General features: G+C 70.9%; 8 protein-coding genes and 1 pseudogene. 4 read left to right on the top strand and 5 right to left on the bottom strand.

Translation table 11 applies throughout. The features are described from left to right. Nucleotides 1-392 precede the first annotated feature (392 nt). The 4 genes and pseudogenes from ACTYVM_RS13340 (at nucleotide 393) to ACTYVM_RS13325 (ending at nucleotide 5,453) form a co-directional block, all read left to right on the top strand. Nucleotides 393-1,475, top strand: a complete 1,083-nt coding sequence (locus ACTYVM_RS13340) for a DUF4190 domain-containing protein (protein WP_445526156.1) — start codon at nucleotides 393-395, stop codon at nucleotides 1,473-1,475. A gap of 271 nt (nucleotides 1,476-1,746) precedes the next feature. Next, a pseudogene (locus ACTYVM_RS13335) lies at nucleotides 1,747-3,375 on the top strand (nuclease/transposase family protein). A 48-nt stretch (nucleotides 3,376-3,423) separates the two neighbouring features. Further along, nucleotides 3,424-4,488 carry a lipoate-protein ligase LplAB gene (gene lplAB, locus ACTYVM_RS13330; protein ID WP_445526155.1) on the top strand — a complete coding sequence of 355 codons (1,065 nt, stop codon included), beginning with the start codon at nucleotides 3,424-3,426 and terminating at the stop codon, nucleotides 4,486-4,488. Between the two features lie 272 nt (nucleotides 4,489-4,760). Next, nucleotides 4,761-5,453 carry a hypothetical protein gene (locus ACTYVM_RS13325; protein WP_445526154.1) on the top strand — a complete coding sequence of 231 codons (693 nt, stop codon included), beginning with the start codon at nucleotides 4,761-4,763 and terminating at the stop codon, nucleotides 5,451-5,453. Nucleotides 5,454-5,528: 75 nt separating this feature from the next. Here the strand turns inward: ACTYVM_RS13325 and ACTYVM_RS13320 are convergent, their stop codons facing one another. The 5 genes from ACTYVM_RS13320 to ACTYVM_RS13300 form a co-directional block, all read right to left on the bottom strand. Further along, on the bottom strand, nucleotides 5,529-7,058 hold the full coding sequence (locus tag ACTYVM_RS13320) for an NCS1 family nucleobase:cation symporter-1 (RefSeq protein ID WP_445526153.1): 1,530 nt from the start codon (nucleotides 7,056-7,058) through the stop codon (nucleotides 5,529-5,531). 111 nt (nucleotides 7,059-7,169) lie between these two features. Continuing rightward, complete coding sequence (locus tag ACTYVM_RS13315) at nucleotides 7,170-8,189, bottom strand: TIGR03842 family LLM class F420-dependent oxidoreductase (protein WP_400027448.1); 1,020 nt, start codon at nucleotides 8,187-8,189, stop codon at nucleotides 7,170-7,172. 11 nt (nucleotides 8,190-8,200) lie between these two features. Beyond that, a complete protein-coding gene (gene hydA / locus ACTYVM_RS13310; RefSeq protein WP_445526152.1) occupies nucleotides 8,201-9,640 on the bottom strand; it encodes a dihydropyrimidinase in 1,440 nt (479 codons plus the stop codon). A gap of 48 nt (nucleotides 9,641-9,688) precedes the next feature. Then, on the bottom strand, nucleotides 9,689-10,531 hold the full coding sequence (locus tag ACTYVM_RS13305; RefSeq protein ID WP_445526151.1) for a nitrilase-related carbon-nitrogen hydrolase: 843 nt from the start codon (nucleotides 10,529-10,531) through the stop codon (nucleotides 9,689-9,691). Nucleotides 10,532-10,687: 156 nt separating this feature from the next. After that, the coding region (locus ACTYVM_RS13300) for a PucR family transcriptional regulator (RefSeq protein WP_445526150.1) at nucleotides 10,688-12,206 on the bottom strand (1,519 nt) is incomplete at its 5' end.

Genomic DNA, 12,206 nt, shown 5'->3' with positions numbered 1-12,206 from the left:
GGGAAACCCCCGGACGTACGCGGTGGTGCGGGAGAGTGCGCTGAAGTGTGGAGCGGCCCGTGGGCGCCTTCCGCCGGCAAACTCCGCCAAAGACCCGCAAGGGGAAGCGGCGCTACAGTCCCGGGCATGAAGCCAGGGAGATCAAGGCAGTTCGGCGCATCGTTCACCGGGATGGTCAGGCACATCGTCCGGCACCCTCTGCCGATCCTGGACACAGAGGCGCCGCACAGTGGCGACACCATCGATGATTTAGCCCTCGTGAAGGCCCAGCCCCACGGACTTCGTAGGCGCCGGCAGGTCGTTGTCGACACCCGCATGAGACCGGTCAAGGTATCGAGAAAGGCTCACACTCCATGTCGTTTCCCCCGCCGTCGTATCCTCCTCAGCCGCCCGTGTCCGATCCCGGCCCGGGACAGCCCTGGGGACCGCAGTGGAGCCCGGCGGGTCAGCCGGTTCCGCCGGGGCTGAACGGCTTCGCGGTCGCGGCGCTGGTGACCTCGCTGGTGTGCCTCGCTCCCCTCGGGTTGATATTCGGCATCGTCGCGCTGGTGCAGATATCCAGGAGGGGACAGCGGGGCAAGGGGCTCGCGATCGCCGGGCTGTCCGTCTCCGGCGCGGTGCTGCTGCTGACCGCCTTCATCGTGGCGACGGTCGACTTCAGGGTGTGGACGATTCCCGGCAGGGACGACAGCGGTGAGGTCACGGGCCGCGGGTGGACCACGATCTACTCGCTCAGGAACGGTGACTGCTTCAACCCGGGCACCGAGTTGCCGAAGGGGAAGGGTTCGTCGCTGGGTGACATCAGTGTGGAGCTGACGCCGTGCGACACGTCGCACCACTCGGAGGCGTACGCCTCCTTCACGCTCTCCGGGCAGGAGTTCCCGGGCCCCGACGCCATCGCCGCGATCGCAGGGCCACGGTGCGCGAAACTCTTCCTCGACTACTCGATCGACCCGCTGGCCTTCGGGCCGTTGCAGAGCTACTACTTCTATCCGGACGAACGCGGCTGGACCACCGGGAACCGCACCGTGCGGTGCTGGGTGACCCCGAAGGACGACACCGAACTCGACACCACGGTCAGGCGCGACGCGTCCGACGTGGACGACGGTCAGTTGGCCTTCCTCTCCGCGGTGAAGCCGCTGAACGCCGCGGGCGTGCTCCGTCCGGCGCGAGGTCCCCGGGAGGACCTCGACGGGGCCAGGGCCTGGGCCGGCCGGATGGCCGAGGCGCAGGCCGAGACGATCGGGCTGCTCAAGGACGCCGATCTGCCCGGGGCGCGGCGGCCGACGGAGCAACTCGTGGCGGAGTTCGAGGCGGGGCTGCCGTTCTGGCAGCAGGCGGCGAAGGCGTCCGACGCGGACACCTTCCTCGGGCATCTGCGGTCGGTGGACCGGCACAACGGAGACGCGTACGTCCTCGAGATACGCCGCCTGCTGGACCTTCCCCTGCCCACCACGCAGCCGAAGCAGGCATGAGGCGACAAGGCCGCTCCACCCCGGCACCCGTGTGACCTTGCCGCTGCCACCCGGCACCGCGGGAACACCTCAGGGGTGGTGAACTGCTGGCGGTTGACGCTGGTTGAGCGTGTTCTGGTGTGCATGAGTGAGCGTCGCGATGGCGGTATGCGGCGTGGGACAGCAGTTGGCGTAAGGCGACGGGAGTTCTGGTTTCGAATGCGTGACCTTTGACCGGTGTGGTCGTTGGGTGCGGTGTAGAGGTAGGTCGGTATCGGGCGGGGGTGAGGTCATGGGTGGGCTGCGTGAGGTGGCGGCGTCGTTCGTGGTGCCCGGCCCGTCCGGGGTGGCGATCCGCTCCGGCCTCAAGGGCCTGACCCAGCAGGATGAGAAGGTGTTGCGTCTGGTCGGCGGTCTGCTCGGCTCCCTGGCCTCGCGTGACCTGAAGGTGCGCTGCGCGGCGGGGCTGGACCATGACGGTGAGCGGTGGGCGCGGCGCAAGCGGGCGTTGACCGGGGACTCGTCGTCGCGGTGGGCGGGGAGTATCACCAAGGCCACGCACGATCAGTGGGCTTTGGCCCGGCGTGGTCAGCTCGCCCACCTCCACAGCCTGGAGGCAGGTGTCGACGCGATCAGGCGCCGCCTCGCGCAGCCCGTCGGGGCGAAGGGTGCCAAGGGGGTGCCGGGTGGTTACCGCTCCCGGCGGGAGTGGTTCGCCAAGTCCCGGCGGCTGCATGTGCTGGAGGACCGGCTGGCGGAGGTGCGGGCCGACTGGGAGGCCGGGCGGGTGCGGGTGGTGCGCGGCGGCAAGAAGCTGGCGCGCGCCCGGCACCACCTCAAGGCCGCCGGGCTTTCGGAGGCGCAGTGGCGGCTGAGATGGGAGGCCGAGCGGTGGTTTCTCCAAGCCGATGGCGAGTCCGGGAAGCGGTACGGGAACGAGACGATCCGCATCAGTCCCGGCGGTGAGGTGAGTATCCGGCTTCCGGCGCCGCTGGCCAACCTGGCCAACGCGCCCCATGGCCGGTACGTGCTCGCCTGCCGGATCGTTTTCCGCCACCGGGGCGAGCAGTGGGCCGACCGCATCGCTGCCCATCGTGCGGTGGCCTACCGCATCCACTACGACGTAGGCCGGAACCGCTGGTACGTGACCGCCTCCTGGCAGAACCCGCCCCTGACGACGGTGCCGCTTTCAGCGGTCCGTGCGGGTGGGCTGGTCGGGGTGGACATGAACGCCGACCACTTGGCCGCCTGGCGCCTGGACGCACACGGCAACCCCGTCGGCGCGCCACGCCGGTTCGACTACACCCTCACCGGCAGTGCGGGGCATCGGGACGCGCAAGTGCGCCATGCCCTGATCCGTCTGCTGCACTGGACCACCCGCCATGGTCTGGCCCTCGCGATCGAGGACCTGGACTTCGCCGCGGAGAAGACCCGGGAGAAGCACGGCAGACGCAAGCGGTTCCGGAAGCTGATCTCCGGGATGCCGACCGCCCGCCTGCGGGCGCGGCTGGTGTCCATGGCCGCCGAGCTGGGCGTCACCGTCGTCGCAGTCGACCCGGCCTACACCAGCCGCTGGGGCGCCCAGCACTGGCAAAAGCCCCTGACCAGCACGACGCGCAAGCCCACCCGTCACGACGCTGCCGCCGTGGCGATCGGAAGGCGCGCCCTGGGATGAGCGATCCGGCGTCGGACGGCACCGCCCCCATACGACCGGAGCGATCGTGTGGGGCATCGGACCGTCCAGGCCGGACCGGGCAGCCCGGGGCGTGAGGGACCCCGCCCCCGCATTCCCGGACCACGGACACGATCCGTGCCGCCCGGACGCGGAGCGAAAGCGGGCGACCAGTGTGCCCACAACCGTTCGGGGCACACGGCTGAGCACGAGTCCTGGCACCAGGACTCATTCCCGCTCAGTCTTTAGGAACGGTCCGTGGTGTTGGTGTGCTGCGGCAGGATCGGAGGTCGGACAGTGCACGGTGAGTACAAGGTCCCCGGCGGCAAACTCGTCGTCGTGGACGTGGAGGTCGAGGGCGGCGTGCTGCGGCACGTGCGCGTGGCGGGCGACTTCTTCCTGGAACCGGACGAGGCGCTGGACGCCGTGAACCGGGCGCTGGAGGGTGCCCCCGAGGACACCGACGCGGCGGGCCTGGCCGCCCGGATCGACGCGGCGCTGCCCGAGGGCACCGTGATGTACGGGCTGACGTCCGAGGGCGTCGGGATCGCGGTGCGCCGCGCGCTGGCGCACGCCACCGACTGGACGGACTACGACTGGCAGCTCGTCCACGACGGCCCGCAGTCCCCCGCGCTGCACATGGCACTGGACGAGGTGCTGACGGCGGAGGTCGCGGCGGGCCGGCGTCCGCCGACGCTGCGCGTGTGGGAGTGGGCCTCCCCCGCGGTGATCATCGGCAGTTTCCAGTCGCTGCGCAACGAGGTGAACCCCGAGGGGGCAGCGCGGCACGGCGTCGAGGTGGTGCGCCGGATCTCCGGCGGCGGCGCGATGTTCGTCGAGCCGGGCAACACGATCACGTACTCGCTGTCCGTGCCGGAGGCGCTGGTGCAGGGGCTGTCGTTCCAGGACAGCTACGCCTACCTGGACGACTGGGTGCTCGGCGCCCTCGGCGACATGGGCATCCGGGCCTGGTACCAGCCGCTGAACGACATCGCCACCGACCAGGGCAAGATCGCGGGCGCTGCGCAGAAGCGGATGGTGGGACCGGGCGGAGGGCCCGGAGCGGTGCTGCACCACGTGACCATGTCGTACGACATCGACGCCGACAAGATGCTCGAGGTGCTGCGGATCGGGCGGGAGAAGCTGTCCGACAAGGGCATCGGAAGCGCGAGGAAGCGGGTGGACCCGCTGCGCCGGCAGACCGGGCTTGGGCGCGAGGCCGTCATCGCGCGGATGGTGGAGTCCTTCCGTGCCCGGTACGGGCTGACGGCCGGCAAGGCGAGCGACGAGGAACTGGCCCGCGCTCGGGAGCTGGCGCGGACGAAGTTCGGTTCGGCCCGGTGGACGGCACGCGTGCCGTAGCGCCCAGCGTCCACGTACACCGTCAGCGGGCCCCGACTCCTCGGCGAGGGCGACGAGTTGCCCGGTACGAGCTGCAAGGGGCGTCCCCGGTCCCCCCGGCCGCCGCAGGCGGCATAAGCGGCAAACAGTACGTCAGGAGGGCGCGTCCGTGACCACGCGGGCACGGAGCGGAGTGCGGCTTCCGCCACACGGGGACTCGTGTGACACTGAGGTCCCGTCCGCAGTGTGGAGTCGCTCCGCACCCGCGTCCGTCCCCACACGAGAAGTGCGCCGTGCGTGAACTTCCTCTTCCCCTCGCGCTCACCGCGCGTCTGAGTCCGGTCGTCGTGCTCGCCTGCGCGGGCTGGGCGTTGACGTCCGGTCCGTTCGCCGCCTCCCCGGCCGCCGCCGGTCCCGAGACCGCGCAGCAGGAGGACCGCGGCACCGGCGAAGGGGCGTCCTCCGAGCCGTCCGCGCCGTCGTCGACCGCGGCGACCAAGACGTACGCGTCCGCCCCGGTGCCGTGCACCAGCATCACCGAGAAGACGATCACGTCCCTGGTGCCGGGTGCCAAGGCGTCGGGCAAGGAGATCCCGTCGACGGACACCAAGGTGCGCCGGACCTGTTCGTGGAACGCGCTCAAGGGCTACGACTACCGCTGGCTCGACGTGTCCTTCGAGATCATGGCGACGGACGAGGCGGCGCAGAAGTCGTACGAGCAGCGGACCACCGACAAGAGCGGCGGCGGAGCGGTGCCCGGCCTCGGGGACAGCGCCTACTCGGTGGTGAACCTCACCACCGAGAGCAAGCAGGACACCCGCGAGGGCGTGGTGCTGGCCCGCTCCGCCAACGCGATCGTGGCCGTCACGTACAACGGCAGCGACTTCGAAACGAAGAAGGCGCCGAGCACGGACGAGATCAACAAGGGCGCCATCAAGGCGGCCAAGGAGGCGATGGCCGCGCTGGAGAACGGTCGCACGGGCTGACCGTTCTCCAGCGCGGTGACGTGCCTCGGACGAGGACGTGCGTCAGACAGTGACGCGCGTGAGACGGTGAGCGCGTCAGGCCGTGACCCGCTGCCGGGTGCGTGTCGCCATCAGCAGCAGGTACAGGACCAGCGAGGTGCCCAGGCCCACCGCCCAGCCGTAGTCGGCGAGGGACCTCAGCGCCGGGATGGGCCGGCCGTCGATCAGCGGGTGGAAGTCCGCGCCGCCGACGGCCAGCACGCCGCCCACCGCGAAGGCCACGACCGCCCGCCAGTTCCAGCCGCCCTCGTACCAGTACCGTCCGCCGCCCGGTCGGTACAGGTCGGCCAGGTCCAGCCGGGAGCGCCTGAGGACCCAGTAGTCGGCGATGAGGATGCCGGCCACCGTGCCGAGCAGGCCGCCGACCAGGCCGAGCCAGGTGAAGATGTAGCCCTGCGGGTCGGCGTACAGCTTCCACGGGCACATCACCACGGCGAGTACGGCGGTGATGAGCGCGCCGGTGCGGAAACTGACCTTGCGCGGCGCGATGTTGGAGAAGTCGAAGGCCGGGGAGACCATGTTGGCCGCGATGTTGACCGACAGGGTCGCCACCAGCACGGTCACCAGCGCGTACACCAGGCCCACCACGTTGTCGGTCTTGGCCGCCAACTGCACCGGGTCCCACACCGGCTCGCCGTACACGGCCTGGGATCCCGAGGTGACCAGCACGGACAGGAACGCGAACAGGGTCATGGTCGTGGGCAGTCCGAGCGCCTGGCCCCGGGTCTGCGCCTTCTGGCTCCTGCCGTACCGGGTGAAGTCAGGGATGTTCAGCGACAGGGTGGACCAGAAGCCGATCATGCCCATCAGGGAGGGCGCGAACAGCTTCCAGAAGCCCGATCCCCAGCCCAGTTTCGACGGCTGGTCGAAGAGCGGGCCGAATCCGCCGGCCTTGCTGCTCATCCACCACAGCATCACGAAGGCGCCGACGAGCACGAACGGCGCCGCCCAGTTCTCGAACCGGCGGATGGTCTCCATGCCCCGGTAGATGACGGCGACCTGGATCGCCCAGAAAATGGCGAACGACAGCCACATCGTCCAGGCGTGGCCGCCCACCTTCGCGGCGTCCGTCCAGCCGCTCCCGATCAGCTTCCCGGCGAGGAAGTAGATCGCCTCGCCGCCGATCCAGGTCTGGATGCCGAACCAGCCGCACGCCACCAACGCCCGTACGACGGCGGGCAGGTTGGCGCCGCGCACCCCGAAGGAGGCGCGGGCGAAGACCGGGAAGGGGATGCCGTACTTGGGTCCCGCGTGCCCGGTGAGCAGCATGGGGACGAGCACGATCAGGTTGGCCAGGGCGATGGTGAACACCGCCTGCTTCCAGTCCATGCCGACGGCGATCAGACCGGAGGCCAGGGTCCAGGAGGCCGTGTTGTGGGCCATGCCGACCCACAGCGCGGAGAAGTTGTACGTGGTCCAGGTGCGCTGGGCGACCGGGACGGGCAGCAGGTCGGCGTTGGCGTAGGGGCCGCTGGGCGGCGGGGTGCCGGGGGCGATCTCCACGCGCCCGTCGGGGAGGGTGACCTGCGCGGACGGCGGTATGGCCGGAGGAGCGGTGTCGGTCATGGGCAGCCCAATCGAGGAGACGGGTCGAAACGGGGCGGTGCGGGCGCCCGGCCCCTCCCCGGGGAGGTGGGGAGGGGGGACAGAGGGGGGATGGGAACAGCGCTCGGGGACTCAGGAGTTGACGGCCGGGATGATCTGCTGCCCGTACGCGTCGATCACGGCTTCCTGCGCGTCGTGCATGTCGTACACGGCGAACTGGTCCACGCCCAGCTCGCGCAGCGCGTTCAGCTTCTCGATGTGCTTCTCGACCGGTCCGACCACGCAGAACCGGTCGACGATCTCGTCGGGCACGAACTGCGTGTCCGGGTTGCCGCTGCGCCCGTGGTGGGCGTAGTCGTAGCCCTGGCGGGCCTTGATGTAGTCGGTGAGTTCGTCGGGTACGGCGGCGGAGTGCTCGCCGTAGCGGGCGACCAGGTCGGCGACGTGGTTGCCGACCATGCCGCCGAACCACCGGCACTGGTCGCGGGCGTGGGCGAGGGCCTCGGGCGAGTCGTCGGCGGTGACGTAGGCGGGGGCGGCGACGCAGATCCTCACCTCGGAGGGGTCGCGCCCGGCCGCGGCCGCCGCGTCCTTCACCGCCTTCACCATGTACTCGGTCAGGTAGAGGTCGGCGAGCTGGAGGATGAACCCGTCGGCCTCCTCACCGGTCATCTTCAGCGCCTTGGGCCCGTACGCGGCCATCCACACGGGCAGTTCGGCTCCGGGCCTGACCCACGGGAACCGGATCACCGTGCCGCCGAGGTCGGCCTCCTCCCCCCTGCCCAGCGCCCGGATGACCTTCATCGCCTCGCTGATCCGGGCCAGGGTGTTGGGCTTGCGGCCGGCCACCCGCATCGCGGAGTCGCCGCGGCCGATCCCGCAGACCGTGCGGTTGCCGAACATGTCGTTGAGGGTGGCGAAGGTGGAGGCGGTGACCTCCCAGGTGCGGGTGCCGGGGTTGGTGACCATGGGGCCGACGGTCAGCTTCTCGGTGTTCGCGAGGATCTGACTGTAGATCACGAACGGCTCCTGCCAGAGCACGGCGGAGTCGAAGGTCCAGCCGTAGCGGAAGCCGTTGCGCTCGGCGCGCTTCATCAGGCTGACCACGCGCGAGGCCGGCGGGTCGGTCTGGAGGACGAGTCCGAAGTCCATGGGCGGCACTCCTAGTCGAGGTACTGGCAGGTGGAGCGCGGGGTGTAGACGCCGTGCCCGGCGCGTCCGGTGTACTCCCGCTCGGTGATGACGGGCTCGCCGCGGGAGAGCACGGTCTCCACCCGGCCGGTGATCCGCCTGCCCTCGTACGCCGAGTAGTCCACGTTCATGTGATGGGTCTCGGCGGACAGGACCTGCTCGGCGTGCGGGTCGTAGACGACGACGTCCGCGTCGGCGCCCGGCGCGATGGTGCCCTTCTTCGGGTACATGCCGAACATGCGGGCCGGGGTGGCGCAGGCGATCTCGATCCAGCGGCGGCGCGAGATGTGCCCGTCGACGACGGCCTGGTGGAGCAGGTCCATCCGGTTCTCCACGCCCGGCATCCCGTTGGGGATCTTCGAGAAGTCGCCGCGGCCGAGTTCCTTCTGGCCGGTGAAGCAGAAGGGGCAGTGGTCGGTGGAGACCACCTGGAGGTCGTTGGTGCGCAGACCCTTCCACAGGGCCGCCTGGTGCTCCCGGGGGCGAAGGGGCGTGGAGCACACGTACTTGGCGCCCTCGAAGTCGGGCTCGGCGAGGTTGTCGGTGGACAGGAACAGGTACTGCGGACAGGTCTCGCCGAACACGCTGAGCCCGTCGTCGCGTGCCCTGGCCAGTTCGGCGACCGCCTCCTGCGCCGAGACGTGCACGATGTACAGCGGCGCGCCCGCGACCTGGGCGAGCCGGATGGCCCGGTGGGTGGCCTCGGCCTCCAGCAGTGCCTTGCGGACCTCCCCGTGGTAGCGCGGGTCGGTCTCGCCGCGGGCCAGCGCCTGTTCGACCAGGACGTCGATGGCGATGCCGTTCTCGGCGTGCATCATGATCAGCCCGCCGTTGTCGGCGGCCCGCTGCATGGCGCGCAGGATCTGCCCGTCGTCGCTGTAGAAGACCCCCGGGTAGGCCATGAACTGCTTGAAGGAGGTGACCCCCTCCTCGACCAGCAGGTCCATCTCCTTCAGCGTCTCCTGGTTCACGTCGGAGACGATCATGTGGAAGCCGTAGTCGATGGCGCAGTTGCCCTCGGCCTTGGCGTGCCAGGCGTCCAGGCCCTCGCGCAGGGCTCCGCCGACGCTCTGGATGGCGAAGTCCACGATCGTGGTCGTGCCGCCCCAGGCGGCGGCCCGGGTGCCGGTCTCGAAGGTGTCCGAGGCGTAGGTGCCGCCGAACGGCATCTCCATGTGGGTGTGGCCGTCGACCCCGCCCGGGATGACGTACTTGCCGGTGGCGTCGATGGTCTTCCCCCACCCTCCGGGCGGGGGTGCCCCCATCTCGCTTCGCTCGGCGGTGAACGCCTCGGCGGCCGGGGTGCCGGAGGCGGCGAGGGCGGCGATGCGGCCGTCCTCGATCAGGACGTCGGCGTGGATCTCGTCGGCGGCGGTGATGACGAGGCCGCCGCGGATGACGGTGCGGCTCATGCTCCCTCTCCTTCCGGTCGGGTGTGCACGGGGGGCGCGGGTCCCCGGTCAGGGCGCGGTCAGCGGCGTGTACGTGCCCGGGGCGCGGTCGCGGTAGAACTGCCAGCGGTCGCGGACCTCGCGCAGCTTGGCCAGGTCCAGATCGCGCACGACGAGTTCGGTGTCCTTGTCGCTCGCCGGTTCGCCGACGAACTGCGCCTCCGGGTCCACGAAGTACGAGGTGCCGTAGAAGTCGTCGTCGCCGTACTCCTCGACGCCCACCCGGTTGATCGCGCCGACGAAGTACTCGTTGGCGACGGCCGCCGCGGGCTGCTCCAGCTGCCACAGGTAGCCGGACAGGCCGCGCGAGGTGGCCGACGGGTTGAAGACGATCTCGGCGCCGGCCAGTCCGAGGGCCCGCCAGCCCTCCGGGAAGTGCCGGTCGTAGCAGATGTAGACGCCGATCCTGCCCGCCTTGGTGTCGAAGATCGGCCAGCCGCCGTTGCCGGGCCGGAAGTAGAACTTCTCCCAGAAGCCCTTGACCTGCGGGATGTGGGTCTTGCGGTACTTGCCGAGGTAGGAGCCGTCCGCGTCGATCACGGCAGCGGTGTTGTAGAGGACGCCGGGCTGCTCCTCCTCGTACATCGGCAGTACCAGGACGATGCCGAGTTCCTTCGCCAGCGCCTGGAAGCGCCGGACGATCGGACCCTCGGGGATCTGCTCGGCGTACTCGTAGAACGCGGGGTCCTGGACCTGGCAGAAGTACGGTCCGTAGAACAGTTCCTGGAAGCACAGCACCTGGGCGCCCTGCGCGGCCGCGTCGCGGGCCGCCTGCTCGTGGACCTGGATCATGGATTCCTTGTCGCCGGTCCACGCGGTCTGGAAGAGGGCGGCACGGATCACCTTGCTCATCGGGACCTCCACTCGCTGGATGGTGCGGGGAGCGTAGAAAGCCGGCGGCTCCGCTTCGAGGTGCACCGTGTCACGTCTGCGGGGGCGGGACGTGCCACCGTGTCACTCCGGGTCCGTCCCATGTCTCACCGCCGTTCTCCCGGCTGTTCTTCCGGCTCACTCCTGTTGCGCGTCGTGCGCGAGGAGCGCGATGTGGACCGAGACGGCCTGTTCGAAGTCGTCGAGGTCCACCCCGAGGCACGCCTGTATGGACTCCAGGCGGCGGTAGAGCGCGGGCCGGGAGACGTGGTGGAGCTGGGCGGTGCGGGACTTGTTGCGGCCGGTGGCGAGGTAGGTGCGCAGTACGGGCAGCAGGTCGTCGTCGGCCCGCCGCAGCAGGCCGTCCAGTTCCCGCTCGGCGAAGGACTGCACGTGCGGGTCGTCGCGCAGCAGCCGGACGAGGCCGCGCAGGTGCACGTCCCTCAGGCGTACGACGGCCGGGAGGTCGAGGGCGGCGGCGGAGTCGGCCACGGCCTGTGCGACGTGCCGGGCCTCGCGCAGCCCGGCGGGCACGTCGTCCCAGACGGTGCGGGCGTCCGCGGCGGCGACGACCGCGCGGTCCGCGCCGGACCCGTCGCGCAGCCGGGTCGCGAAGTGCTCGGTGAGGGCGTCGGCGTCCTGGTCGCGGGCGAGGCTGAGCAGCACGGCGGTGGCGCCCTCGGTGAGCTCGGCGACCAGGCCGGGAAGGCCGAGCAGGCGCAGCAGCCGGTCGAGTGCGGCCACCTTGCCGTCCGGTACGACCAGCGGGACGAAGGTGCGCCGGTTGACCGGCAGCCCGGCGGCCCGCGCCCGGGGCAGCAGCTGCCGGGCGGGTACGGCTCCGCCGACGAGGTCCGTGAGCAGGCCCTGCGCGGACTGCTCCTCCCAGGAGCATCCGGCGCTGCCGCCGAGCATGCGGTGCAGGACGAGGGCCTCGGCGGCGCGGTCGGCCAGCAGCCGTCCGGTGGCGCCGTCGCCGCGGTGGCCGCACAGCACGATCCGTCCCCACCGCTCCCCGCGCCCGCCCAGTTCGGCCCGGATCCAGCCGTCGCCCTGGGCGGCGCCGGCCTGCCGGGAGATGCGTTCCCAGTCCCGCAGCACGTCGTCGACCGCCGACCGCTCCCCCGCCGTGGCCAGGACGCGGTGGGCGAGGTTGGTGACGACGACGGGGCAGGCGCTGTGCTGGGCGATCTCGTCGAGCAGCGCCTGGAGCGGGGCGCCCGCCGTGATCAGCGCGGTGAGGGCGGTGCGTACGGCCTCCGACAGGCTGACGGAGGCGAACTTGCGCCGCACCAGCCGGGACTGGACCTCCTCGGTCAGCTCGGCGAAGGGGAACGGGCGGTGCAGGACGACCAGGGGCAGCTGGCACCGCTCGGCGGCCCGGCGCATCACCTCCGGCGGCGTGGGGAAGGCCCGGCCCAGGCCCAGGACGACGGCCGCGGCCTCCGCGCGGTGCAGGGAGCGGATGTACTCGGCCTGTTTCGCCTCGTCACCGGCGAGCAGCACGCCGGTGGTGAGGACCATCTCGCCGCCGCTGAGCATCACGCCGACGTCGGCGGCCTCGGCGACGTGCACCCAGCGCACGGGCCGGTCGAGGTGGGCGGTGGCAGACCCCACCCCCAGCTCCCCCCAAAACCACCGCTCCCGGGTGAGGGAT

The organism is Streptomyces cyslabdanicus, from assembly GCF_052663305.1.
The sequence above is the reverse complement of the archived record's forward strand: the minus strand, read 5'-3'. Positions and strand labels throughout refer to the sequence as shown.